Origin of the sequence: Haloarcula marina, assembly GCF_024218775.1 — an archaeon.
Lineage (GTDB): Archaea > Halobacteriota > Halobacteria > Halobacteriales > Haloarculaceae > Haloarcula > Haloarcula marina.
This window is the reverse complement of the sequence record NZ_CP100404.1, coordinates 864,201-887,901: the sequence shown is the minus strand read 5'-3', so window position 1 is coordinate 887,901 and position 23,701 is coordinate 864,201. Positions and strand designations below refer to the sequence as shown.

29 protein-coding genes and 1 tRNA gene are annotated in these 23,701 nt (G+C 67.3%); 11 read left to right on the top strand and 19 right to left on the bottom strand.

What is annotated here, in order from left to right; genetic code table 11:
- Nucleotides 1-48: 48 nt before the first annotated feature.
- Together NJQ44_RS04615 and NJQ44_RS04610 are read left to right on the top strand one after the other, a co-directional pair.
- Entirely contained in the window at nucleotides 49-840 is a 792-nt protein-coding gene (locus tag NJQ44_RS04615; protein WP_254273508.1) for a helix-turn-helix transcriptional regulator, read from the top strand.
- A 347-nt stretch (nucleotides 841-1,187) separates the two neighbouring features.
- Nucleotides 1,188-1,421, top strand: coding sequence for an HTH domain-containing protein (locus NJQ44_RS04610; protein WP_254273507.1), 234 nt, complete (start codon nucleotides 1,188-1,190; stop codon nucleotides 1,419-1,421).
- Here the strand turns inward: NJQ44_RS04610 and NJQ44_RS04605 are convergent.
- From NJQ44_RS04605 to NJQ44_RS04595, 3 genes are read right to left on the bottom strand one after another with little or no spacing between them, the layout of a single operon-like run.
- Nucleotides 1,418-1,954 carry a DUF8054 family protein gene (locus NJQ44_RS04605; protein ID WP_254273506.1) on the bottom strand — a complete coding sequence of 179 codons (537 nt, stop codon included), beginning with the start codon at nucleotides 1,952-1,954 and terminating at the stop codon, nucleotides 1,418-1,420. The two genes, NJQ44_RS04610 and NJQ44_RS04605, sit on opposite strands and share 4 nt — an antisense overlap.
- Nucleotides 1,951-2,718 carry a nucleotide-binding protein gene (locus NJQ44_RS04600; protein WP_254273505.1) on the bottom strand — a complete coding sequence of 256 codons (768 nt, stop codon included), beginning with the start codon at nucleotides 2,716-2,718 and terminating at the stop codon, nucleotides 1,951-1,953. The genes NJQ44_RS04605 and NJQ44_RS04600 overlap by 4 nt, the downstream gene beginning before the upstream one ends.
- 57 nt (nucleotides 2,719-2,775) lie before the next feature.
- Entirely contained in the window at nucleotides 2,776-4,251 is a 1,476-nt protein-coding gene (locus NJQ44_RS04595) for a cobyric acid synthase (RefSeq protein WP_254273504.1), read from the bottom strand.
- 76 nt (nucleotides 4,252-4,327) lie between these two features.
- On the opposite strand from NJQ44_RS04595, the gene NJQ44_RS04590 reads away from it, so the two are divergent.
- Entirely contained in the window at nucleotides 4,328-4,597 is a 270-nt protein-coding gene (locus NJQ44_RS04590; RefSeq protein WP_254273503.1) for a DUF8152 family protein, read from the top strand.
- A gap of 1 nt (nucleotide 4,598) precedes the next feature.
- Here the strand turns inward: NJQ44_RS04590 and NJQ44_RS04585 are convergent, their stop codons facing one another.
- Genes NJQ44_RS04585 through NJQ44_RS04555 form a run of 7 tightly spaced genes read right to left on the bottom strand, consistent with a single transcriptional unit; the run spans nucleotide 4,599 to nucleotide 9,901 of the window.
- Nucleotides 4,599-5,249, bottom strand: coding sequence for a cob(I)yrinic acid a,c-diamide adenosyltransferase (locus NJQ44_RS04585; RefSeq protein ID WP_254273502.1), 651 nt, complete (start codon nucleotides 5,247-5,249; stop codon nucleotides 4,599-4,601).
- A 9-nt stretch (nucleotides 5,250-5,258) separates the two neighbouring features.
- Nucleotides 5,259-5,957: an adenosylcobinamide amidohydrolase gene (locus tag NJQ44_RS04580; protein WP_254273501.1), complete on the bottom strand. Its 699-nt coding sequence runs from the start codon at nucleotides 5,955-5,957 to the stop codon at nucleotides 5,259-5,261.
- Nucleotides 5,950-7,002, bottom strand: coding sequence for a threonine-phosphate decarboxylase CobD (gene cobD, locus NJQ44_RS04575; RefSeq protein WP_254273500.1), 1,053 nt, complete (start codon nucleotides 7,000-7,002; stop codon nucleotides 5,950-5,952). Before cobD ends, NJQ44_RS04580 begins: the two co-directional genes overlap by 8 nt.
- A 40-nt stretch (nucleotides 7,003-7,042) precedes the next feature.
- On the bottom strand, nucleotides 7,043-7,582 hold the full coding sequence (locus tag NJQ44_RS04570; protein ID WP_254274310.1) for an NTP transferase domain-containing protein: 540 nt from the start codon (nucleotides 7,580-7,582) through the stop codon (nucleotides 7,043-7,045).
- 2 nt (nucleotides 7,583-7,584) lie between these two features.
- Complete coding sequence (cobS, locus tag NJQ44_RS04565) at nucleotides 7,585-8,355, bottom strand: adenosylcobinamide-GDP ribazoletransferase (RefSeq protein ID WP_254274309.1); 771 nt, start codon at nucleotides 8,353-8,355, stop codon at nucleotides 7,585-7,587.
- Nucleotides 8,352-9,269 (bottom strand): adenosylcobinamide-phosphate synthase CbiB, encoded by a 918-nt coding sequence (gene cbiB, locus NJQ44_RS04560; RefSeq protein WP_254273499.1) that lies wholly within the window; start codon nucleotides 9,267-9,269, stop codon nucleotides 8,352-8,354. The genes cobS and cbiB overlap by 4 nt, the downstream gene beginning before the upstream one ends.
- Entirely contained in the window at nucleotides 9,263-9,901 is a 639-nt protein-coding gene (locus NJQ44_RS04555; RefSeq protein WP_254273498.1) for an HAD family hydrolase, read from the bottom strand. Before NJQ44_RS04555 ends, cbiB begins: the two co-directional genes overlap by 7 nt.
- Nucleotides 9,902-9,979: 78 nt before the next feature.
- Here NJQ44_RS04555 and NJQ44_RS04550 point away from each other — a divergent pair, with 78 nt between their 5' ends.
- Complete coding sequence (locus tag NJQ44_RS04550) at nucleotides 9,980-11,044, top strand: succinylglutamate desuccinylase/aspartoacylase family protein (RefSeq protein ID WP_254273497.1); 1,065 nt, start codon at nucleotides 9,980-9,982, stop codon at nucleotides 11,042-11,044.
- Between the two features lie 201 nt (nucleotides 11,045-11,245).
- Here the strand turns inward: NJQ44_RS04550 and NJQ44_RS04545 are convergent, their stop codons facing one another.
- Both NJQ44_RS04545 and NJQ44_RS04540 read right to left on the bottom strand, forming a co-directional pair.
- Nucleotides 11,246-12,235, bottom strand: a complete 990-nt coding sequence (locus NJQ44_RS04545) for an aldo/keto reductase (RefSeq protein WP_254273496.1) — start codon at nucleotides 12,233-12,235, stop codon at nucleotides 11,246-11,248.
- A gap of 886 nt (nucleotides 12,236-13,121) precedes the next feature.
- Nucleotides 13,122-13,195 (bottom strand) — tRNA-Tyr (locus NJQ44_RS04540).
- Nucleotides 13,196-13,529: 334 nt separating this feature from the next.
- Here NJQ44_RS04540 and NJQ44_RS04535 point away from each other — a divergent pair.
- From NJQ44_RS04535 to ftsZ, 3 genes are all read left to right on the top strand, one after another.
- Nucleotides 13,530-14,159, top strand: coding sequence for a double zinc ribbon domain-containing protein (locus NJQ44_RS04535; RefSeq protein ID WP_254273495.1), 630 nt, complete (start codon nucleotides 13,530-13,532; stop codon nucleotides 14,157-14,159).
- Between the two features lie 215 nt (nucleotides 14,160-14,374).
- Nucleotides 14,375-14,557: a transcriptional regulator CdrS gene (gene cdrS / locus NJQ44_RS04530; protein ID WP_254273494.1), complete on the top strand. Its 183-nt coding sequence runs from the start codon at nucleotides 14,375-14,377 to the stop codon at nucleotides 14,555-14,557.
- 2 nt (nucleotides 14,558-14,559) lie between these two features.
- Complete coding sequence (gene ftsZ / locus NJQ44_RS04525) at nucleotides 14,560-15,786, top strand: cell division protein FtsZ (RefSeq protein WP_254274308.1); 1,227 nt, start codon at nucleotides 14,560-14,562, stop codon at nucleotides 15,784-15,786.
- 65 nt (nucleotides 15,787-15,851) lie between these two features.
- On the opposite strand, the gene NJQ44_RS04520 is transcribed toward ftsZ, so the two are convergent.
- The 3 genes from NJQ44_RS04520 to ncsA form a co-directional block, all read right to left on the bottom strand.
- The gene (locus NJQ44_RS04520) at nucleotides 15,852-16,130 is read right to left on the bottom strand and encodes an ArsR/SmtB family transcription factor (protein WP_254273493.1); all 279 of its coding nucleotides are present in this window, start codon (nucleotides 16,128-16,130) and stop codon (nucleotides 15,852-15,854) included.
- A gap of 60 nt (nucleotides 16,131-16,190) precedes the next feature.
- Nucleotides 16,191-16,916 carry a DUF4397 domain-containing protein gene (locus NJQ44_RS04515; protein WP_254273492.1) on the bottom strand — a complete coding sequence of 242 codons (726 nt, stop codon included), beginning with the start codon at nucleotides 16,914-16,916 and terminating at the stop codon, nucleotides 16,191-16,193.
- Between the two features lie 149 nt (nucleotides 16,917-17,065).
- On the bottom strand, nucleotides 17,066-18,061 hold the full coding sequence (ncsA, locus tag NJQ44_RS04510; RefSeq protein ID WP_254273491.1) for a tRNA 2-thiolation protein NcsA: 996 nt from the start codon (nucleotides 18,059-18,061) through the stop codon (nucleotides 17,066-17,068).
- 112 nt (nucleotides 18,062-18,173) lie between these two features.
- Between ncsA and NJQ44_RS04505 the strand changes: the two genes are divergently transcribed.
- The gene (locus tag NJQ44_RS04505; protein ID WP_254273490.1) at nucleotides 18,174-18,641 is read left to right on the top strand and encodes a DUF4442 domain-containing protein; all 468 of its coding nucleotides are present in this window, start codon (nucleotides 18,174-18,176) and stop codon (nucleotides 18,639-18,641) included.
- 10 nt (nucleotides 18,642-18,651) lie between these two features.
- On the opposite strand, the gene NJQ44_RS04500 is transcribed toward NJQ44_RS04505, so the two are convergent.
- A complete protein-coding gene (locus NJQ44_RS04500; RefSeq protein WP_254273489.1) occupies nucleotides 18,652-19,350 on the bottom strand; it encodes an alpha/beta hydrolase in 699 nt (232 codons plus the stop codon).
- Between the two features lie 171 nt (nucleotides 19,351-19,521).
- Here NJQ44_RS04500 and NJQ44_RS04495 point away from each other — a divergent pair, with 171 nt between their 5' ends.
- Genes NJQ44_RS04495 through NJQ44_RS04485 form a run of 3 tightly spaced genes read left to right on the top strand, consistent with a single transcriptional unit; the run spans nucleotide 19,522 to nucleotide 21,164 of the window.
- Nucleotides 19,522-20,169, top strand: coding sequence for a DUF7095 family protein (locus NJQ44_RS04495; RefSeq protein WP_348533078.1), 648 nt, complete (start codon nucleotides 19,522-19,524; stop codon nucleotides 20,167-20,169).
- Between the two features lie 43 nt (nucleotides 20,170-20,212).
- Complete coding sequence (locus NJQ44_RS04490) at nucleotides 20,213-20,647, top strand: CopD family protein (RefSeq protein ID WP_254273487.1); 435 nt, start codon at nucleotides 20,213-20,215, stop codon at nucleotides 20,645-20,647.
- Nucleotides 20,640-21,164: a DUF7965 family protein gene (locus NJQ44_RS04485; RefSeq protein WP_254273486.1), complete on the top strand. Its 525-nt coding sequence runs from the start codon at nucleotides 20,640-20,642 to the stop codon at nucleotides 21,162-21,164. Before NJQ44_RS04490 ends, NJQ44_RS04485 begins: the two co-directional genes overlap by 8 nt.
- Here NJQ44_RS04485 and NJQ44_RS04480 read toward each other — a convergent pair.
- From NJQ44_RS04480 to NJQ44_RS04470, 3 genes are all read right to left on the bottom strand, one after another.
- Nucleotides 21,145-21,888: a class I SAM-dependent methyltransferase gene (locus tag NJQ44_RS04480; RefSeq protein WP_254274307.1), complete on the bottom strand. Its 744-nt coding sequence runs from the start codon at nucleotides 21,886-21,888 to the stop codon at nucleotides 21,145-21,147. The genes NJQ44_RS04485 and NJQ44_RS04480 overlap by 20 nt on opposite strands.
- A 109-nt stretch (nucleotides 21,889-21,997) precedes the next feature.
- Entirely contained in the window at nucleotides 21,998-22,831 is an 834-nt protein-coding gene (locus NJQ44_RS04475) for a deoxyribonuclease IV (RefSeq protein WP_254273485.1), read from the bottom strand.
- Between the two features lie 58 nt (nucleotides 22,832-22,889).
- Nucleotides 22,890-23,684, bottom strand: a complete 795-nt coding sequence (locus NJQ44_RS04470) for a lipoate--protein ligase family protein (RefSeq protein WP_254273484.1) — start codon at nucleotides 23,682-23,684, stop codon at nucleotides 22,890-22,892.
- Nucleotides 23,685-23,701 lie beyond the last annotated feature (17 nt).

Below are 23,701 nucleotides of genomic sequence, written 5' to 3'. Positions count from 1 at the left end.
CAGACCGATTCACTAACAATGGTGGCAGACAATTGGTATTCAAGAGCGATGCATCCAGACGAGGACGCATTCGGGGATGTCCAGTTCCTCACGGGTTCCCCGCAACGATTCAGCGTGTTGTCGACGCTGGCAGACACCCCGGCACGTCCCTGCGAACTGTGCGAGCAGGTCGATGCGACCAGAACGACGATTCAGCGCATCCTCGCGGGCTTCAGAGAGCGAGAGTGGGTCGTGAAACACGACGGCGACTACCGACTGACCGTGACCGGTCGGGACGTGTACCACCGCTACCGGTCGTTCGTCGCCGGCGTCGAGCGAGCACAGACGTTCGGACCGATAGCGACGTGTCTCGGGTCCGTCGCCGACGAGTTGCCAGCGAGTGCGCTGGAAAACGCAGACATTACCGTCAGTTCTGACGGGAATCCACTCGCCGCGCTCGACCGGTTCACCGAGTGGTTCCGGAACGTCGAGAACGACATCTACGCGGTGTCGCCCATCGTCGCCAAGCCGTTCAACGAAGTGGGCGCGGAGTTACTGCAGTCGGGGATAAGCATCGAGTTCGTCATCGACGAGCGAGTCCTCGAACAGTCCGAAGAGTCGTTCATGGGCGACCTGACCCACGGACTGGAACACGAGGAGATAACGATGTACGTCCACGACGAGCGACTCTCGTTTGGCTTCATCGTGGACGGCGAGCGGTGCTGCGTGGCCGGATACGACGAGCGGAACAACATGCGAGCCATCTTGGAGACTCGCGGTGACGCCGTCGTCGAGTGGGCGATGGACGCCTTCGAGCGACGACGGCAGCGAGCCCAACCACTGCAGAATCTGTACTCCTGACGAATCTGTACTCGTGTAAAGACGCCGGTCGGAGGGAGGCGCCCCCGACGGCGATAGTGGAAGGCCGAAGCGGAGTCGTACGCGTGCCACTGGCCAGTTCACGCGTACTGGTGTGGGGCTTTCCCCATCGGACAGTGGGAGTGGGGGTATCCTATACTTACCTTCCGTTAGATGTTACAGCACCTGTAACACCCGCCCGGATACCGCGGACGCAGTGATTCGAGTTCGGAATCGACGAGCGCCGATTGGCACCCCCAGCGGCCGGGACACATTTCGGTGGCGGCGACGCCCCGCGACGCGACAGCCACCGGGCGACAATTAAGTACCCTGCCGTCCATCTCACGTATATGTCACCGCCCGGACGTGAAGTCCAGTACACTGAATCAGATGTCATCGAAGTGTTCAAAGACCGGGACGACTACGCCGAACCCCTGACCGCGTCGGAAGTGGCCGACCGACTCGGGTGTTCCCGTCGGACGGCGCTGAACAAACTCCACAGCCTCGAATCCGAGACGGACATCACGAGCAAGAAAGTGGGTGGCCGGTCGCGGGTGTGGTGGATTCCCGTCCGGACGAGCTAAAATCCCCACTCATCGGCGCGTTCGGCCGCCTCAGCGCGCGCTTGTTCTCGAATTGCCGCTATCTTCTCTTCGTCGGCGAGGAACGCCTCGACCGCGCTGTGCGTGTCCGCGTTCTCGGACTCCGCCTCGTCGCGCCGTGTCTCCGGGGCCGCTCGTCGGGTGCTGTCTGCCAGTGCCGGGTCGCCCGCGAGGCGCTCCGCCGGCATCCCCGGTGGGACCCGTAGTTCGTCGGCCTCGTGGGCGTCGGCGAGGGCCGCGGCGTCGAGTTCGAACACGGAGACGTGGTACGGGCCGGGAATCGCGAGGTCGGCCAGGGCCGCCGGGCCGCCCCGGTCGCTCCCGGTGTGGTACGCGAGCACCGGAACGCCCCCGTCGAACGTGACGAGGCCGCGGCCCTCGGCGTCGAGTAACACGGTCTCCTGTGACTCGAACACCGCGTAGCCCGTCAGTTCGCGGTCGAGAACGTCCGCGAGCGTCTCGCGGGGGTCGGCTACCACGCGAGATTTCCGGAGGGTTCCGCGGGGGAGTCTCATGGCGTGTCCGGAATGACGGCGCTGCGGAATCGGTCGGCGACGGCCTCGGAGTCGCCGCGACGAATCGACAGCGAATCGGCGGCCGCCCGATAGGCAGTGGCCGCCGCACAGTCCGGAGCGTGGGCGAGCAAGGGTCGCCCGGCACGGCGCGCCTCCCGCGCCCGTTCGCTCTCGGGCACCGTCGCCAGCGTCGACCCCTCGAAGTAGCGGTCGGTCTTCGCGGCCACGTCGTCGATACGCTCGTCGTCCCGAACCTTGTTGAACAAGACGCCCGCAACGTCGGTTCCGTACGAGGTGGCGTACTCCTGTACTTTCAGGCCGTCGGAGATGGCCGGAATCGTCGGCTGGAGGACGATGACCGTCCGGTCGGCCATCACGACCGGTAGAACCGCCGCCCGACTGTCGAGCGCCGGCGGCGAGTCGAGCAAGAGTACGTCGGTGTCGGCGGCGAGCGTCGCCACCACCTCGCGTAGCCGCGTCGGGTCTGACTCGCGGAAGCCGTCGAGACTCGTCCCGCAGGGAACGACGGTCATCCCGAACCGCTCGTATGCCGCCTCACCGACCGCGGCGTCCTCGGCCAACACGTCGTGGAGCGTCGTTTCCACGTCAGAGAGGCCCGCGTGAAAGAGCAGGTTCGCCATTCCGGTGTCGGCGTCGACCACGGTCACGTCGTACTGGTCGGCGAGCGCCATCCCCAGCGCGACCGTGCTCGTGGTCTTGCCGGTCCCACCCTTGCCGCTGGCCACCGCGAACACTTCGACCATTAGCGGCGATGGGCCCCCGAACCCACATAAAGTTCGCGAAAATAATCCGTGAAAAAACTACCACTCGACCGGTAGCGGTCCGGGGTCGACGTAGTCGGCGACGAGGGCGGCCGCGCTGTCGAACGGGTCGGCTCCGTCTCCGGAATTACGAGCGCTGGGCGCTTTCCCGGTCGCCTCGAACGTATTTCTCACGAAGGCACTTCTCGCGAGACGGTTCTCGAAGAGGTCGTGGAGGTACGTTCCGAACACCGAATCAGTCGCCGCCCCGTCGCCCTCGAACGGGCGGCGGGCGTCGCCGGTCAGTGTGGAGTCGCCCGTGTGTATCTCGTATCCCTCGACGGTCCCGTCGGCCCCGTCAAGTGGGCCGACGCCGCGCAATTCCCGTTCGACGTGAATCACGGTCTTCTCGGCCGAAAACGTCGTCCGAATCGGCAGGAGACCGAATCCTTCGATGTCGTCCCTGTCTCCGATTCCTTCGAAGGACGCGTTCGTGATTTCCTCGCCGAGCATCTGATAGCCGCCACAGAGGCCGACGACCGGGCCGTCGAAATCCGCCACGGCCGCGTCGAATCCGGCCTCTCGAAGCGCCAGTAAGTCGTCGACGGTGTTCTTCGTTCCCGGGAGCACCACCGCGTCGGCGTCGGCGAGCGAATCGTCGAGTGGAACGTAGGCGACCCGGACGCCGGGTTCGTTGGCCAGCGGTTCCAAGTCCGTGAAGTTCGAGATGTGCGGGAGTCGGGGGACGGCGACGGTGACGCTCGACTCGTCTGGGACGCCGTCGTCCGCACCGTGGACCGCTCGTTTGCCGGTCGGCGGGAGCGCAACGCTGTCCTCCTCCGGGAGGCCCGGGTCGTCGTAGGGAAGCACCCCCAGAACCGGGACGCCCGTGCGATTCTCGAACGCGTCGAGGCCGTCTGCCAGCAGGGAGCGGTCGCCGCGGAACTTCGTGATGACCGCGCCGACGATTCGCTCGCGGATGTCCTCGGGGACGAGTTCGAGCGTCCCGACCAGCGAGGCGAACACGCCCCCGCGTTCGATGTCCGCGACGAGGACGATAGCGGCGTCCGCGAACCGCGCCGTCTCGACGTTGGCTAGGTCCCGGTGGTGGAGGTTGATTTCGGCTATCGACCCCGCGCCCTCGGCGACGACGACGTCGTGGGCCGCGGACAGTCGCTCGTGGGCGTCGCGGGCGGCCTCACGCGCGTTCTCCCAGTGCGTGTCGAAGTAGTTGCCCGCGGCGAAGTGACCGACGGCCGTCCCGTCGACGACCAACTGCGACTCGCCCTCGCCGCGCGGTTTCAACAGCACGGGGTTGTGGTCCGTCGTCGGCGGAACCCGCGCGGCGCGGGCCTGGACGTACTGCGAGACGCCGATTTCGCCGCCCGGCGTCGCGCGGGCGTTGTTGCTCATGTTCTGGGCTTTGAACGGCGCGACCGAGACACCGCTATCGGCCAGCACGCGGCAGAGACCGGCCGTGACCGTACTTTTGCCCACGTGTGAAGCGGTTCCGGCGACGAGGATGGTGTCCGCCATCTGCCGGGAGTGGGAGCGCGACGACCATGAGTGATTCGTCGGCGGCTTTTTCAGCGGGTCACGTGTAGCCGCGCGCATGGACCACGAACGACTCGGGACGCTGTACGACCACCTCGCCGCGACGGGCGAACGGCCGGTCGACCGGGCGGCGAGCAGGTGGCTCGGCGAAGCGGAGGCAGTCGCGAAGGACGCCCTCACCGACGGCCTCGACCCGTCGGTCAGACGGGAACGCGTGGCGCAGATTCCGCACTTACTCGACAACGTCGAGGAGACTGGCGACGAGGTTGCCGACGACCACGTCGCGGCCGCCGAAGCGATTCTCGACGCGTTGCTCGCCGAGGAGTGAGTCAGTACTCCGTGCCTTTCCGGGCGCGGTGACCCGATTCGAGCGGGTGCTTGTGTTTCGTGACTTCGCTGACGAGGTCGGCGCACTCGAAGACGTAGTCGGGTCGCTCGTGGCCGCCGGTGAGCACGAGTTCCACGTCGTCTGGCTTCGACTCGACGAGCGAGACGACGTCCTCGGGGTCGACCAGTCCGCGGTTGGCGGCGTACAGAATCTCGTCCAAGACGAGCATGTTCACGCCCGCCTCGGGCGGACCCTCGGGGTCGAGCGGTGCGGAGAGGTCCGCGTCCCCGCTGGCGACAAGAATCTCGCGGGCGCGTTCCAACGCCCCTTTCGCGCGGGCCGCGTGCTCGTCGTCGTCGCTGCCGTCCATGAACCCGTGCCAGCCGTAGTGGCCCGCGTTCTCGTAAGAGAATCCGGGCAGGGCGGCGATGGCGTTGTACTCGCCGCGCACGTCCTCTACGCTCCCCGTCCCGCCCTTCATGAACTGGAGGAGATGGACGCGGTAGCCGTGACCGACGGCGCGAGTCGCCATGCCGAGCGACGCCGTCGTCTTGCCCTTCCCGTCGCCCCACCAGACCTGCGTGAGTCCGAACTCCGCGGGGGCGCTCGGCGTAATCGGTTCCGCTGTCGGACCGGCGGTGTTGTCGGCCATACGACGATTTCAGGGCACGCGCACATCCGTTTGCCGGTCGGTGACGACGCCGTACTCCGCGTCGTCGGGGTCGGGGGGCCCGTCGTCGTACCGCGAGTCGAGGCTGGCGAGGACGGCGTCGCGGACGCAGGCCCGCGTCGCCGCCCCGACCTCGGTGGCGCTCCCGGCGAACGCGGCAGGGTCGGCGTCCGGGGCCGTCCCGACGATGACGGCGTCGGACGTCGTGCCGGGCACGTCGGCGGCGGCCGCGAGCGTTGCCGCCTTCGCCTCGACGGCCGTCGCGAGCAGGGTCGCGAGCGCCCCGTCGTCCAGCGCCCGGTCGGCCCCGACGACGAGGTTCACCGTTCCGGGTCGCCAGTCGGCGGTCGTCGGCGCGTCCCGGTCCGCCGCCTCTCCGACCGCACCGGTCGGCAGTCGCGCCGGATTCGAGAGGCCCGCCGTCGCCAACACCGACACCGGCCCGCTGTGGGCACAGCGAGCGTGTGCCATGTCGAGGCCGGTCAACAGGGTCGGACCGACCGGAAACCCCGCCGCGTCGAGTCGCTCCGCGCGGTAGGCGTCGAGGTCGGTTCGCTCGAACCCCGTCGGAACGGTGACGTTGTAGACGGCGTCAGCGACGACGTAGCCGCCGTCCCACGCCGTGGAGAGCCAGCGCGCGCCCTCGCGACGCGCCTGGACGATACCCGCCCGTCGGGTCGTCTCAAACACCCAGCGCCTCCAACAGTCGGTCGTTCTGGTCGGCGGTGCGGACGGCGACGCGGACGTGGCTGTCGAGTCCCCGAAACGTGCGGGCGTCGCGAAGCGCGATACCGTGCTTGCGCGCCGTCGAGAGCAGGTCGTCGACGCTCGTGTCGGTCACTTCGAACAGGAGGAACGGGGCGTCAGAGGGAAACACGTCGAAGCGCGTTTCGAGACGGGCGCGCATCCGCGAGCGCTCTCGCTCGACCCGCCCGCGCGTCTCCGCGACGAACTCGGTCTGTCCGTAGCAGTGCTCGCCCAGCGCCGCGGCGGGGCCGCTCATCGACCACGCGCGGCGGGCGGTCGTCAGGCGCTCCAAGGCTCGCTCGGACGCGACGGCGTAGCCCGTGCGGATGCCCGGCAGGCCGAACAGTTTCGTCAGCGAGCGCGCGACGACGACGCCGTTGCGGCCCGCGATGGAGGGCTGGTCCGTGAACCCGAGAAAGGCCTCGTCGACGAGGAGCGTGGTTCCGGCGGCCCAACACCGGTCGGCGAACGACCGGAGCGCGTCGGGGTCGTAACACTCGCCGGTCGGGTTGTTGGGATTGCAGACGATAGCCAGCGAGTGCTCGCTCAGGTCGCTATCGAGGATTTCGTCGTGGGCGACGAGCGTGGGGTCCCCGCCCTGCAACCGAACCTCGCGGACGTACTCACCGAAACTCGGCGTCGGGACGAGGACGCCGTCGCCCGCACGCACCGTCGTCTGGATGGCGAGGCGGATGGCTTCGAGACCGCCGGCCGTCGGCACGATTTCGAGTGGCTCACAGCCGACGAAGTCGGCGGCGGCCGCGCGAAACCCGGCGTAGTCGTCGGCGGGGTACGATTTCGCGGCGGCGAAGCTACTGCTGTAGACCCGCGCCGCGCCGTCGGGGACCCGTGGATTCGTGTTGGCGCTGAAGTCGAGCAGTTCCGGGTCGTCGCTGCTGCCGTGGGGGACGCGACCGTCCGCGTCGACGGACGCGTCCGTTCCGGCCCCACACTCGGCGCGAAACTGCTCGATGGTGTCCGGGTCCATACGCCGTCAACGACCACTGGGGCGGAAAAGGTTTCGCGGGTCAGCAATGCCGGGCGGCGACCCGCGCGTCTGACAGCGTGTTGACGTTGACCGCGAGTCGGGCGTCCGTCGACACCCACGCGTCGTCGCCCTCGTCGCCGACGACGTTGACACCGGTCGGAGCCACCTCGCGGCCGTCTCGTTCGTAGGTCGTGTCGTCGCTGACGCCCAGTTCCCGCTTGCGTTCTGCGGGAACCAGTACGGACAGCGACCCGCCCCCGTAGGCGGCCAGCACGCGGTCGAGTATCTCGCCGTCGAGCAACGGGAGGTCCGCGGCGACGGTCAGTACCGGCGTCGAGATGCGGTCGTCTGCCAGCGCCGCGTCGAGGTCCGCGACGTAGCCCTCGCCCGGCGTCTCGATGCACGGGACATCGAGGTGGGCACGCGTCGCGGGTGCGTGGGGTGAGGTGACGGCGTACACGTTCTCGACGCCGCTCGCTCCGAGTGCCGAGAGGACTCGGTCGACCATCGGGACGCCGCCGACCCGAAACAGCGGTTTCTCCACGTCGCTGTCGAGGCGCGTCCCGCGGCCCCCACACAGCACTAGAGCGTCCACGGGAAGCCACCCCCGAACAGCGTCCACGCGACGACGGCGGCGTACAGCGCCGCGACCCGCGCGAGTTCGTTCGCCGCGCCGAACACGTCCCCCCCGACGCCGCCGAGCGTGCGGTCGGCCCACGACCCGAGGACGACGGCGACGAGGAGAGCGACGGCGACGGCGACGGCGGTGGCGGGAGCCGCGAGCAGCGCCGCCGGAACCGCGACCGCGACCGGCCAGCCGAGGTCCCGCGTGCGGGTGCCGGCGAGTATCCGCGACCCGAACCCCTCGTGGCTCGGTCTACCGAGGCAGGCCAGCGTCGCCATCGCGAGTTTCGCGCCGACTTCGGCCGCGAGAACGACGGCGACGGCTCCGCGTGGCGGCAGTCCGGCCACCGCGAGCGCCGCCAGCGCGAGCGCGAGCAGGACCGTCACGAGCGCGAGCACCGCGCCGACGCCGACGGTCGTATCCCGCATCACCTCCCGTCGTTTGTTCGGCGGGCCGTGAACGACGGCGGCGTCGCCGAGGTCGGCGAGGCCGTCGAAGTGGTTGACGCCGGTGACGACGACCAGCGCGACCAGATAGCCTGCCGCGACCACCGGCGCGGGGAGGAGGTCGGCGGCGAGAAACGGAACGGCGACTAGTCCGCCGACCACGTAGCCCGCGAGGGGAAACGCCGTCGGACTGGTCGTGAACGCCTCCCACGCGCGCTCGCTGTGACCGACCGGCAGGCGCGAGAAAAAGCCCAGCGCGCCGCGAAGGGCGTGCAGAATCAGAACCACGTCGCCACCCCCGCGAGCGCGTACGCGAGAAGGCCCGCAACGCCCACTCCGCGGACCCCGCGCTGTGCCGTCTCGACGTCCGGGAGCGACGCATCGGGGTTGAGGACGTACACGCTGGGCTTCTCCAGTCTGACGCCAAGCGCGGCGGCGGCGACGCCCATCGGCCACCCGGAGTTCGGCGAGGGGACGGCGACCAACCAGCGGCGGGCCTCGGTCAGCGACCCCGGCGCGGCCAAGGCGACGGCGAGCAGGGCCGCGCTCACTCGCGCGGGAATCCACATCACGGCGTCGTCGAGTCGGGCCGCGGGCGTCCCGACCCGTTTCGTCCGATACCCGAGCATCGAGTCCATCGTGTTGACGGCCTTCACCCACGCGGCCGCACCGGCCGCGACGGGGAGCGCCGGGAGGCCAACGAGCGGTGCGAACACCGCCCCGAGCGCGAACGCGCCGAGCGAGGCGACCAGTCCGTCGGCGAGATTCTCGGCGGCGCTCTCGACGGCCGCGCTCCGGAGCAGGCCCGGCGAGAGAGCGCTCGCGTCCCGACCGGCCAGCGCGAGCAGTCCGTCGCGTGCGGCGGCCGCGTCGCTCTCCGAGTCGGCGACGACGGACTGCGCCGCTTCGAGCAACCGTCGGAGACTGGTCGTGAGAAAGAGCGCGACGCCCGCGGCCAACACGCCAAGGAGGGTCGAGACCGACGCGGCGGCCGCGACGAACGCCGCGACGACGCCCGCCGCGAGAACGGGGAGCGTCGCCGCGCCGACGGCACCGACCGCCAGCGGCCGCGCCCACTCGCGGTCCAGCGGCGCGACCAGCGACCCGAACCACGCGACCGGGTGAAACCGCGTCGGTGGCTCGCCGACCGCGGCTTCGAGGGCGGCGGCGACGACCACCGCGCCCGTACTCAGCACAGCGTCCCCTCCCGAAGTCGACTCGCCACCCGCGTCAGCGGCACGTCGTCGAGGAGCACCGTCGTCGCGCCGACGCGTCCGGCCCCGCCGTCGGTGCGCGCGTCGTCGCCGACGTGGACCAGTTCGGTCAGTGAGATACCCAGCGTCTCGGCCGTTCGCTCGAAGATACGTTCGTGGGGCTTTCGCCACCCGCAGTCGACGCTCGTGACGACTGCGGCCGGGCCGTCATCGCTGTCTGGGCCGAGGTCCGCGCGAGCGAGCGTTCGCTCGACGAGCCCCGGGACGCTACAGTTCGAGCAGACGGCGACGGGGCCGCGCTCGTGGGCGGCCGCGAGTGCCTCGCGTGCGCCCGGGCGAACGCTGACGGGGGCGTCGAACGCGGCGAGCACCGCCTCGCTCACCGTCTCGGGACCGGCCTCGACCCCGCGACTCCCCAGCGCGAGGCGGACGTGCTCGTCCAGCGGTGCCTCCCGTCCGCGCTCGTACTCGCGGTGAGCGCTTCGGTAGGCGGCTTCCCAGTCGCTCGGGACGCGAACCCCTCGCTCGGCGAGTGCGTCGGCGACGGCGTCCCACGGCGCGGCGGGTTTGTCGGCGTCGACGAGCGTCCCGAACAGGTCGAAGGAGACTGCCACGTGCGTGTGGTTACTGCAAGCGCACTTGAACGGTGCGGTGAGCGCCACAGTTAATCCGGACGCCGGTGTCGACCCGCCATGGCAGAGACGTTCCGCTACGACGGCGAAGTGCCGCCCGGTGAGACCCGACACATCCGCCACGAGGTGGGCGAGACGTATCTCGGCGACCCCATCGAGATTCCGGTAACTATCGTCAACGGCGAACACGACGGGCCGACCGTCGGCCTGACGGCGGCTATCCACGGCGACGAACTCAACGGCGTGAAGGTCCTACAGGAGGTGGCCGACCGCTACACGCCCACGCAGGTCCACGGAACCATCGTCTGCCTCCACGTCCTGAACGTCCCGGGCTACCTCGCGCAGACCCGGGACATTCCCATCTACGACCAAGACCTGAACCGGGCGTTCCCCGGAAAGTCCCGGAGCAACACGGCCGAGCGGATGGCCAACCGCATCTACGAGACGTTCGTCAGCCAGTTCGACCTCCTGTTGGACTTCCACACGTCGACGCGCAATCGGACGACGATGTACCACGCCCGCGCCGACACGAGCAATCCCGCGGTCGACCGTCTGACGCGAGCGTTCGGGACGAACGTCGTCATCGCCGGACCGGGCGAGACCGGGTCGCTCCGCCGGACGGCGACCGACAACGGGATTCCCGCCGTGACCGTCGAGATGGGGAAGGCCCATCGGTTCCAACCGACGCTCATCGACCGGGCGCTCGAAGGCGTCACCAGCGTGTTCGCCGAGTTCGGTGTCGACCCGACCGCGACCGTCGGGTGGCCCGGATGGTACCGCGCGGTCCCCGCCGACAAGGGCGACAAGACGTGGCTCCGCGCGGACACCGGCGGCCTCGTCGAGATGCAGTGGGGACCGTATCCGCTCGTCCAGGAAGGCGAGACCATCTGCACCATCAGCGACCACTTCAAGCACGAGGAGCGGGCCGTCGAAGCGCCGTTCACCGGCATCCTCGTCGGCGTCCTCGAGAACCCCGTCGCGCAACCGGGCCACCCGCTCTGTCACCTCGTCCGCATCGACGAGACGACCCACGAGGAAATCGTCGCCGAAATCGACCGCGGCGAGTTCGACGGCTATCGACAGCGGGGCCTCCGCTGGCGCGGTGAGAGTCCCGCCCTCGACTGACCGTCAGACACGTTCAGTAGTTCTGATAAGACTGGCGACCCATACTATACGATTTCTTAGATATACTTCGCCACATACAGTAAGAATCCATACATAAGTCACGGTACTGCGGGCGTATCAACTCATGTCACTGGCGAGTATGCTTGCGAAATACAGACCGTGAAAACGCGCGATTTTATAGTGCTAAAACCGACAGGTTCGCTACCAGCGGTGGTGGACCGCGTCGAAGAGGTACTCCTCGTAGATGTCGCGCACCGCGCCGTGCGTCTGGTGTGAGAGCGGGGCCATCTCGCTCGTTGCCGCGTTGGCCTCGATGTGGTCGGGCGTCGTCGACCCGGGGATGACCGTCGACACCGCGTCGTGGTCGAGAATCCAGCGCAGGGCCATCTGGGCCATCGTCATCCGCTCGGGGACCTGCTCTCGGAGTTCGTCGACGGCGTCGAAGCCGTTCTCGACGGGGAGGCCAGCGAACGTCTCCCCGCGGTCGAACGCCTCGCCCTCGATGTTGAAGTTCCGGTGGTCGTTCTCGGGGAACTCAGTGTCCCGCGAGAGTTTGCCGGTCAACAAACCCGAGGCGAGCGGCACCCGGACGATGACGCCCACGTCGCGGCGTGCCGCCTCCTCGAAGAACAGTTCGGCGGGTCGCTGCCGGAACATGTTGAAGATTATCTGGACCGTCTCGACGCCGGGGTACTCGATGGCCTTCATCGCCTGTTCGACCTTCTCGACGCTGACGCCGTAGTGGGCAATCTTCCCCTCGTCGACGAGTCGGTCCAGCGCTTCGAACGTCTCGGGTTGGTAGTACGCCTCGGTCGGCGGGCAGTGGAGTTGAACGAGTTCCAGCGTGTCGACGCCGAGATACTCTCGCGACCGGTCGACGAACTGCGAGAGGTTCTCGTAGTTGTATCGGTCGGCGGTGTGCGGGTCGAGGCGTCGCCCAGCCTTCGTCGCGACGGTCACCTCGTCGCGAACCTCGCGTTCGTCCAGCACCTCGGCGATGCGTTGCTCGCTGAAGCCGTCGCCGTACACGTCGGCCGTGTCGATGAAGTCGATGTCCGCGTCGAGGGCCGCCCGGACGGCCTCGCGGCCCTCTTCCTCGGAGACGTCGCCCCAGTCGCCGCCGATGTTCCACGTTCCGAAGCCGACATCTGTGACATCGTAGCCAGTCGTTCCGAGTGTGCGCCGTTGCATACCCCGCCGTAATAGTCGACCACACTTGTGCGTATGGACCACGGCACGCTACGCGAGGAGTGCATCAAAAAGGGGCGTAAGCCCGATAGCCTTGGCAGGGACGTGCCGTGTGGGCGCCGACGGCTATTCGACCCACTTCGCCCGGCGGATGTCGTATCCTCCGCAGGTCGGGCAGGAGTGGTGCTGGACTTCGAGTGACGCTTCACATACCAGACATATGTATGGGCGTCTTTCTTGCTCCCCGAGATGGGAAACGCGGCGTGCTTTGTCAAATACTCCCATCGACGACCACGTCCGTCTTTCGACCCACACTGTCAAAAAGAGCGCTGATAGTTCACGTCATTTTAGACGCCGCCGTCGTGCGGTTTTCCCGATAGCGACCTCCCGACGACCCGCGCGGAAACGGACTCTTTCCCTCCTCGAACGGTCGCCCGCACGACACGCACGGTCCGAACAGTCCTGACAGAGTTGCAGACGGTTTTCGACCGCGTTGGGACGCCGCTCTCACGGGCGATTCGCCCGACCGATTGACTCGGGTTCGGGTCCATCTGGCGACGATATTCGACCGAGGACCGGTGCGCCGCTCGCGACGATGCTGACGGTGTCCGCTTTCACTGCCCGAACCCGAACCGTTCCTCCCCCAACGTCGACGACCCGTCTGACCCCAAACGCGGCGCGACCGACCCGGAAGAGATTCCCCGCCCGTCTCGGCCACGAGCGGACGCCGGGCGGTCGACGGTCAGCAGTTCGGCTGAAAATCGAGCCCGTCCTCCCCGATGTGAACAGGTGAGAGACGGTCAGCCTCGCGTGACTCGGCCGCTGCGACTCTCGTGTTCAAATCGGCTCAATTGGACGTTCCACTGCTCACAGTCGTTTGAAGGAGAAGTCCGCCCTCCCCGATTTGAACGGGGGACAAGTCGATCTACAGTCGACTGCTCTACCAGTCTGAGCTAAGGGCGGTCTGCACCCGAAAGTAGCCCGCCTTCCGGACTTAAGGATTGTTATTCGAGAGAGGTTCGGTGGCCGGTGACATGCGTCGGCGACAGCCGACGCACCGACCCCGTGGATGCATCGGCCGCTCGACGACGCCCAGTTTGGCGGACATCGCGTGCGCACGCGGCTGCCCGCGGTGGGGCCGCTTCGGCGAATCGTCGAGAGAGATAGCCGCGACGCGGAGTAAGCCGACGTGAACTCGCGGTCGACGAGCGTGACGGTTCGTTGAGGGGCGACAGACGCTCGTCAGACGCGGCGGGAAGATTGAAATACCCGGGAGACAACCTGTATGACGAGTCGGATGAGTAAGATCACCTTCCGCGCAGACGACGACCTCATCGAGCGTCTCGAAGCGTTCGACGCCTCGAAGAGCGAAGTCATGCGCGAGGCGCTCCGGACCTACCTCGACGGCGCGGACGACGCGTCGCCGTCGCGTTCGGAGTCGTCCGAACCGACCGCCGACATCGAGAGCGTCGACGAACTCATCGCGGAACGCGTCGACGCGATTATCGCCGACCGGATGGACGGCCCGTCACCGTCCCGCGAGCCGAAAGACGTTAACGTAAACATCAACTTGAACGGCGATTCAGCGGCTGTATCGCCGGATGAAGCAGTCGATGCGCGGGCGTCCGACGACGTGTCTAACGATGGGACGACAAGCGTATCACACGCTTCAGAGGGGCGTAAGACACCGGCGAACGGGCGTGAAAACGCCGGTAAACGGGCGGAACAATCGTGCGCCCAATGTGGTGAAAACCTGTCCTCAGGGCACGTTTACTGCCCGAATTGCGGCGAGAAAGCGTCCCGAAGAATCTTCTGTGACTGCGGCGACGAGCTCCGGTCTGACTGGGGATTCTGCCCGGGATGTGGGCGTCGGACCCCGGCGGCAGACGTGCTCGACCAATCCAGAAGTGGCGCAAACGAGCGGTAGCGTGCCCTTACCGAGGTAAACGCGAGATTGTCATACACTCTGCGATAGTTTTAATATCCCCCAGTCTGTGGTACATCTTGCGTAAGACGGTCGTCTTACACAGCGTTCGTCCCGGCGGTATGTATCCGCTGTCCGGCGGTTTCGCTGTGTAAACGGTTGGGCGGGTCGCAAACACGACCCGTTCAGGCCGTCTTACCCAAAGGGGAAGATAAAATATGGAGCGTGTGACGCTACGGATTCCGAAACAGCAGATAGAAGAGGTCGAACAGATGGTCGAAACGGGGGAATACCCCAACCGGAGTGAAGCAATCCGGTCGGCCGTCCGCGAGATGCTCGCAGAACAGGACGGCTCCGAGCGGTCGTCCGAGAAGCGAAAGCGCACGTGGGCGAGGGCGTAACGATGCAGGACATCGTCAACGAAGCGCTTCAGCGCGACGAGCAAGAGAAGCAGAAACTGTCCGACGACGACGTCGACGGATTCGGTGACCCCCGCATCGTCATCGTCGGATGCGGCGGGGCCGGGAACAACACGGTCAACCGCCTCTACAACATCGGCGTCGAGGGTGCCGACACCGTGGCCATCAACACGGACAAACAGCACCTGAAGATGATAGAAGCCGACACGAAGATTCTGGTCGGCAAGTCCCTCACCAACGGTCTCGGCGCGGGCGGCGACCCCTCGATGGGCGAGCGCGCGACCGAGATGGCACAAGGGACCATCAAGGAGGTACTCGGCGACGCCGACCTCGTGTTCGTCACCGCCGGGATGGGTGGCGGGACCGGCACCGGCGCGGCCCCCGTGGTCTCGAAAATCGCGAAAGAGCAGGGCGCAATCGTCGTCGGCATGGTGTCGACGCCGTTCAACGTCGAGCGCGCCCGCACGGTGAAAGCCGAGGAAGGGCTGGAGAAGCTTCGCAACGAAGCCGACTCCATCATCGTCCTCGACAACAACCGCCTGCTCGACTACGTCCCGAACCTGCCCATCGGCAAGGCCTTCTCGGTCATGGACCAGATCATCGCCGAGACGGTCAAGGGCATCTCCGAGACCATCACCCAGCCGAGCCTCATCAACCTCGACTACGCCGACATGACTTCCATCATGAATCAGGGCGGCGTCGCGGTGATGCTCGTCGGCGAGACCCAGGACAAGAACAAGACCCAAGAGGTGGTCAAGGACGCGATGAACCACCCACTGCTGGACGTGGACTACCGCGGTGCCAGCGGCGGACTGGTCCACATCACCGGCGGCCCCGACCTCACGCTGAAGGAGGCCGAGGGTATCGCCCAGAACATCACCGAGCGCCTCGAAGCCTCGGCGAACGTCATCTGGGGCGCCCGGATTCAGGAGGAGTACAAGGGCAAGGTCCGCGTCATGGCCATCATGACCGGCGTCCAGTCCGCGCAAGTGCTCGGCCCGACCACCCAGAAGCAGGCCAACAAGTCCCGGGAGGCCATTCAGGAGGTCGGCGACGACACCTCCTTCGACGCGTCGGACAACGTCGACACACTCGACAATGCGGGTGCGAGCGGCAGTCCCGGCGGTCACAGCGGCTACGGCGAGACCGACGGCGGCCGCGACCAGCACGAGAAGAACAACGGCCTCGACGTCATCCGGACCAACGAGTAACTCGCGACCTCGGTTTCGTTTCGTTCTCGTTTTTTCGTCGTTTCCACCGCCCAGCGATTGCATCGTCAGCCCTCGACCGTCTCGGCTATCTCGTCGATAGTGGGCCAGTTGTCGCTTGCCGCCTCGGTCAGCGAGTACACTGCCCCGTAGTCGGGGCCCGTTCGTTCGACGAGGCCGCGTTCTTGGAGGACGTCGAGGTGGTGTTCGACCGTCTTGTAGTTGAGCGACAGCGCCTCGGCGAGGCGGTGGCGGTTGCGTGGTCGGTCCTCGAGCGTCCGCAGGATGCGGATTCTGTTGGGGCCGCCCTCGGTCCCGGCGAGGACCTGCCACAGGACAGTCTCCATCGTCCCGGATACGGTGGCAGACCGCCTTAGTATTCGTTCCGTATCCGGGGGTAAGCCCGGCTAGTGGCCGTCGGCGCGGATGTCGACGGCGGCGAAGAGGTCGAACACCTCGTATTCGGCCGCGTCGTCGGGGGCGAAAAAGCCGGTGGCGACGACGGTGTAGGTCCGTCCCGCGCGGAGGCGAAGGTCGAACTCCGCGTCGAAGGGATTGTTGTTCTCGGAACTCGCCGGTCGGACCTCGATTTCGTACTCGCCGGGTCGGACGGTCAGGTAATCGCTCTCCTCGCCGAATTCGAGGTCCTCCACAAGGACGATGTCGCCGTCGCCGACCGTCACGTCGACGTTCGGCGCGTCGGGCGACGCGTGGATGACACGGACGCGGGCGCGGTTCCGGCGGACGCTCCGGTCGTCCTCGAAGATGAGCACTTCGAACTCGTCTTCGGCGAGTTCACCCGTCGCGACGATGGTGTACTCGTCGTCTTCGTCGAACTCGACGTCGGCCTCGAAGACGACGGCGTCGTCGTCACCGGCCGCGGTAATCGTCACCTCGTACTCGTCGGGGGCGACGGCGAGATAGTCTGAGATGGTCCCGAATCCCACGTCAGACAGCACTCGCTGGCCGTCGACGTACACGTCCACGTTCGGCGCGTCGGGCGACGCGTGGACGACTCGAACGAGGGCGTCCTCGTCGTCGTCGTCGTGAGCGCTCGCAGTACCGACTCCGAGCACAGAAGCGGTTCCCGCAGCAGCGATACCTCGCAGCACGTCGCGTCGGTCTGGTGTCATCGGGTTCACCAGTCGAGACGGAGGCGCGGGGCAACATGAACGATTTCCAGACTTCGACCAGTAATCGTCCCCGCTCGGACACCAGTGAGACACGAATCGGACACAAATTACCGCGAATAAGTGTGTCTTACCGCCCGGTCACGACTCGGTTAGACCGCTTCGAGCGCGTCCAGTAGGTTGCACTTCCGGCACCGCTCGCGGGCGGTCGGCGCGCCACAGTTCTCGCACTCCCCGAAGTCAACGTCGGCGTCCTCGCCGCCGTAGGCCTCGGCCGCGAGCGCCGCGAGTTTCTCGTAGCCCGCCATAATCGAGTGTCGAGTTCCCGGGTGGTTCTCCTCCAAGCCGAGCATGAGTTGCTGAATCTCGCCCCGATACGCCTCGTCGGCGTGGGGGCATTCGGTGATGTGCGCCGGAAGGTCCTGGAAGCGAGCGTACAGCGCGATTTCCTTCTCGGGCACGTCGCGAAGGGGTTTCGCCCGCGGGATGTGGTGGTCCTGCTTCTCCCGCGTGCGCTCTGTCGGGGCATCGGACGAGGACTCGAACGGGCCGAGCGAGGCGTCGAAGTGCTGGGCCATCTGGTCAACGTCGCCTTCGAGGAAGTTCATCAGCGCCGTCTCGGCCTCGTCGTCTAAGTTGTGGCCGGTCAGCAGTTTGTCGGCGTCGAGTTCCTCGGCGTACCGGGAGAGGAGGTCACGGCGGAACACCCCACAGTACGCGCAGGCGGCCATCCCCTCGGGGTCTTTCTCGACCACGTCGTCCATCTGGACGCCGAACTCCTCGGCGTACGAGACCGTCTCGTGACGGATTCCCAACTCCTCGGTCAGTTCCCGGCAGGCGTCGAGGCTCTTGTCCCGATAGCCCTCGATGCCCTCGTGAATCGAGAGGGCGACGAGTTCGATACGAGGGTCCCGCTCGAAGATGTCGTGGAGAATCGACGTGAGGACGACGCTGTCTTTCCCGCCCGAGAGGCCGATGACCCACGTGTCCGGGTCCTCCGGCGTGGCGTCGTCGGGCACGAGGCCGTCCTCGCGAACCCGGCGGCGCAACCGCTTCTCGACCGTCCGGCAGAGGTGGTGTTCACAGAGGTAGAGGCCGGAGTAGGCCGCGTGCAACACCGCATGGTCGCCGCACTTGTCACACTCCATCGTGTCGACGATTCGTGCGAGGAGTGGTGAGCGTTTCGTCTCGGTTGTGAACCACTTCGAAGTTGTTTGGCGAGGGAAACCGTCTTTGCGGTCGGGTCACCTCACGTAGACGATGGGTGAGTCCCTGCGGACGAGACTGGAGCGGGTGGTGTTCAACTGGTACCCCGCGTACCTCGGGACCGGCGGCCGCGTGACACACATCGAGGACGACTGGTCGGAGATTCGGGTGACACTCCCGCTGTCCTGGCGGACCAGAAACGTCGTCGGCACAATTTTCGGCGGGAGTCTCTACAGCGCCGTCGACCCCTTCTACATGATGATGCTGCTGCGCCGACTCGACGACTCGTACGTCGTCTGGGACAAGGCCGCCTCGATTCAGTTTCGCAAGCCCGGCACCGAGACGCTGTACGCGACCTTCGAAATCTCCGACGCGGAGGTGGCCGCCGTCGAATCGGCCCTCGAAGACAGCGACTCCGTCGACAGGGAGTACGCCGTCGATTTGGTCGACGAGTCCGGGACGACGTACGCGACGGTCGAGAAGACGGTCCACGTCAGTACGAACGACGAGAAGCGGGCCTGACGCGACCCGTTCAGAGGGCCGTGGGACCGTCGTCGAGAGCGGCGAGGACGGTGTCGACGTGCCGGTCCCGCGAACTGGAGGAGAACAGTTCGTGGCCGCCGTCGTACAGGCGGATTCGGTCGGCGGGCAGTCGCTCGCCGATTGCCCGCGGGTCGACCACCCTGTCGGTGAACGTACAGAACGCGACGGCGTTCTCGCGGGCCGGTGGGAGCGTGGCGTGAGCGCGCCGCGTCGTCCGGAGGAACGCGGGCGAGGCGGCGTCCGGGCCGTCAGCGAACTGCGCTTCGGTGGCGAGGTCACCGATGGCGTCGGGTTCGAGGTCGCCGGTCGGGAGGAACGGTCGCTCGACGGGGAGGCGCGTGAGGAGGTCCATCACCGAATCGGGGAGCGGGAAGTCGCTCCCCCACCACGGACTCAGGTAGACGCGCTGAGTGACGCCGTCGAAGTCGATGTGGGCGGTGGTCAGGCCCCCGGCGCTGTGGGCGAGCAGTGCGAACTCGTCTAACTCGCTCGCGTACTCCCGGACCGGGTCGACCCACTCGCGTTGCACGTCCGTGATGTGCGTCGGCAGTTCGACGGCGTGGACCCGATAGCGCTCGGCGATTTGGTCGATGAGCCACTGGACGTTCTCGTGGCGACAGCGGTTCCCCCACCCGAGGACGAGCACGCAGTCGCGGTCCGCGCCGTCGTCGTACACCCTGACCTGCATGGCCGAGCCTTCGTCATCGGGGGACAAAAGGGCGTGTGAACCGGACGCACGCGGCCGGGGGTTTCCCACGCCCGCCAGCAGGACATCAGTCGTGTGATTCGGAGCCGACGAATCGGTCCCGACGGAGCGTCAGCGATTTGCCGACCCGGCCACTACTCAGCGACGATGAGCATGGACCGCGCGGCGGCCGTCGAACGGGTCGAAGACATCGTCGACACCGTCGAGTCCGAGACGATGCCGGTTCCGGTCCGGGAGGTGTGGGTGTTCGGCGACATCGCCCTCGGACTGGACCCCGTCGAGCGACTCGACGTGTACGTCACCAAGGACATCCTGTTCAAAGACGCGCCGGACCGCGCCGAGGAGTTCCGGCGGAGTCACGGCGTCGACGGCGTGGGCAAGACGGTGCGCGCGGCGTGGGCCGACGAGTACCCCGAGTACCTGCGGGCGAACGCAAACGGCCACGCCGCGCCCGAGAAGTGTCTCGCCGCGCACCTCCTGCCGGAGACGGACGAACCGATTCACCTCGAAGTCTGCAACGCGTCCTTCGACGACAACGTCACCCAGCGACTGAAGGGCGCGATGGCCCGCGACGACTACGAGCAGATTCTCGACCCGCGCGGGGCCTGCCTCTGGGTAGAGGGTCAGCGCTCCGAGGAAGCCTTCGAGAAACTCCGCGAGGGCGAGTTCGTCCTGCCGACGCTCTCGGGCGCGCTGGAGATGCTGGGAATGGACGCCGACGAAGCGGACACCGCCGCTGACGCCGTCCGGGCCTACCGCGAACGACAGGACGGGCCGAGCGTCCGCGGCGACGTGGTGTAGGCGACGACACAGAACTTTTGGTCCGGCCCGCGTAGCGGAACCGATGGCCCCACTGGTCTCCCTCGCGATACGGACCCTCCACGTCCTCGCGGTGACGGTGCTGGTCGGCGGCACCGTCGCCCTCTGGTACGGTTATCGGTCCGGCGCGCTCACCTCCCTGCGCGCCGCCCGACAGTACGAGTGGCTCTTCTGGGCGCTGCTGGGCGTCCTCGTGCTCACCGGCGTCGGCAACCTCGGTGCGCTCGGCCCGCCCGGACCCGCCACCGATTGGGGGCGGACGCTCCTCGTGAAACTCCTCGTCATCCTCGGCCTCGTCCTCGGGTCGGCCGTCCGGACGCTCTCGGTCGTCCGCGTCAGTGACCACCTCGACCGGGCCACGGGTCGGTCGACCCACACCGCATTCGGCCGTGCCTATGGCGTGACCGCGACGGCACTGCTCGCACTCGTCGTCCTCGCGGAGGTGTTGGCACATGTCTGATGCCGAGTCTGAGTGGCTGTCGCTCCGCGCGTGGACGCTCGCGACGGTCGACATCGCGCTGTTCGTCGTTCTCGCCCTCGTAGGCATACACGCCGTCGGCGGCCTCGACGACCTGCTGGCGGGACTGAGCACGCTGGTCGGCGTCGCGGCCTTCCTCGGACTGTGGGCGCTGTTCGTCCTCGCGGTCCGGTGGGCCCTCGCCGATGCCTCACTCGCGAAGTCGTCGCTGTGGACGCTCGCCAAGCGGGGTCTGGTCGCCGGGTCGGTCGCCGGTCTGGTTACACTGCTGGTGCTCGCCCTCGTCGTGGTCGTTCCACTCGTCCTCGTCGGCCCCGCGGAACCGCTCTCCGGGTTGCTTTTCACCGCTATCGCCACGCCGTTCGCCGCCGTCGTCGGAGCACTCGTCGGTCTCTTTTTCGGCGCCGTCGACGTGGCGCTCTACCGGGCATCGGGGTACGCGCTCCCGGCGGTGGTCGACGAGCGGCGGGGGACGCCGACTACACCCGACCGACCGTGACGAAGAAGGGGACCGTCTCGACCCGCTCGTACGCCGACCGCTGCATCTGGTCCACGACGGTCCGCCCCATCGCCCGCCAGCGCTCGCGGAGCGCGTCGTACTCTTCGGGCGTCGTCGCCCCTGCGAGAATCGTCTCGCGGTCGCTCGCCAGTCCCTCCCCCGTGGCCTTTCGCCGTGCGGTCGAGACCGCCGTCTCGTCGTAGGGCGGTTCGACGGTCCGCCGCTGGTCGTACCGCCGGGTCGAGACGACCGAGAGGCCCGCGGATTCGAAGACTTCCGCGGCGTCCCCGCCGAGGGTCACGTCCGTCTCGACGCCGTCGAGGAAGTACCGGCGGGCGCGCCGCGCGAGTGCGGGTTCGCTCTCGACGGTCGACTCGACCGAGACGGCCCCGTTGTCGGGTTCGACCGCCGCGACGCGGTCGCTCGCGACGCGGGCGAACTCCCTGACGGCGGCCTCGGGGTCGGGGAGGTTGATGAGCAGTGCCTGACACACCACGAGGTCGAAGGCGTCGTCGGCGAAGGGGAGTCGCGTCGCGTCTCCTCGCACGACCGGTCCGGCGACGGATTCGAGAAGCGTCGCGTCGGCGTCGAGGCCGACCACGGGGCCGCCCGACTCCTCGCGGAGGACGCGCGTGAGTTCGCCGGTCCCGCACCCCACGTCGAGGATGCGGTCACACTCTCCGAGTTCGAGGTCCACCAGCGCCTCTCGGGAGTCGGCCCACATCCCCTCGCGGGTCGCGTCGAGGTAGTCGGTGGAGAACGTGCGCACACGCTGTCCGAGTCGGTTCGAGAGCAAAAAGTCAGCGGTCGCGCGCTGAGTCCGTCGTGGGAACCTACTCGTCGCGCAGTTCGCGAACGCGCTGGATGTTCCACTCGAAGCTCTTGCCGTTCTCGGTCGGCGTCTCCAAGACCAGCGGCACGTCGGAAACGGCGTCGTGGTTGAGGAAGGCACGCATGCCCTCCTCGCCGATTTCGCCCTCGCCGACGTGGGCGTGTTCGTCCTTGTTCGTCCCGCAGGCGTGCTTGGAATCGTTGAGGTGGACGCAGGCGAGGTCGTCCAGACCGACCACGTCGTCGAACTCCGCGAACGTCTCGTCGACGCCGTCGGCCGTCGAGAGGTCGTACCCCGCCGCGAACATGTGGGCGGTGTCCAGACAGAACTCGATGTCTTGGTCGGTTCGCTCGCGGACCGTCGCCAGATGCTCGAACTGGCCGCCGAGTTTCGTTCCGCTCCCGGCGTCGGACTCGATGAGCACCGTCACGTCGTCGGGCACTTCGAGGTCGTCCAAGACGCTGGCGGCGTTGTCGAGGCCGCCGTCGACGCCCGCGCCGGTGTGTGCGCCGAGGTGGACGTTGACGTACTCAACGCCCAACTTCGCGGCGGCGTCGACTTCCTTCTGCATCGAATCGAGAGACTTCTCGCGCAGGTCGTCTTTCGGCGTACAGAGGTTGACGAGGTACGACGAGTGGATGACCCACGGACCGACGCCGTTCTCCTCGCTCAGGTCCCGGAACTGCTGGGCTTCGTCGTCCTCGATGTTGGGGTCTTGCCACACCTGCGGCGAGTGGGAGAATATCTGTCCGCAGTTGCCGCCGTACTCGACCTGCTCGGAGACGGCGTTGTACGCACCACCCGCGATAGACGTGTGAGCACCGACTTTGACCATGCCACCCGGTCGGGTTCGGGTGTCCAAAGAGGTTCCGGAGTCGGCGGCGACTGCGCGGTCAGGGGTCCCGTCGGACCCACTCGTCGGTGGCGTACTTGCTCTGAGCGCGCTCGCGCGCTCGCGAAAGTTCGTCGTCGGTCCACGCGCCCTCGTCTGCGTCGACCCACTCCGAGAGCGTCTCGCGAAGCGTCGCGACGACCGACTCGCGGTCGATGTCGACGTACTCGTCGATTGCGCCGACGCGTTCCCGGAAATCCGCTGGGTCGGGGTTCCCGGTGAAACAACCACAGTGCCGGTCCGGTTCCAGGGACACCGACAGGGACCCGTGCTGGATGACGGCGTCCTTCTGTCGGTACTGGGCGTTCCCGGCGAGTTTCCGGCCGTCGGGACCCACGATGTCGTGGGCCGGGTGGAGTTCCCGGAGGTAACAGGCGGGTTGGTGGACCGCCTCGCGCTTCCCGTCGACGAACGACGCGTCGACGCCCATCCGCTCGAAGGCGTCGAGTATCGGTTCGCAGAACAGTTCGTAGCACTCCATCAGGTTGCCGGGGACGGCGCCTGCGGGCGCGACGATGCCGTAGGAGAGGTCGGCGTAGCTATCGTGATAGATTGCGCCGCCGCCGGTCGGTCGCCGAGTCACGCCGATACCCTCGCGCTCGCAGAACGCCCAATCTATCGTGTCGGGGTCCTGTCCGTACCCGAGCGAGAGCGTATCCGGCCACGTGTAGACGCGGACCGTCGCCGGACCACCGCTGGCGGCCGTCTCGGCGGCTATCTCCTCTAAGCCCATCGTCAGTGGCCCCTCGTGACGTTCCTCGCCGACGACGCGCCACTCTAACTCCGCCAGTGTCATCGTCGGCGGTAGGACGT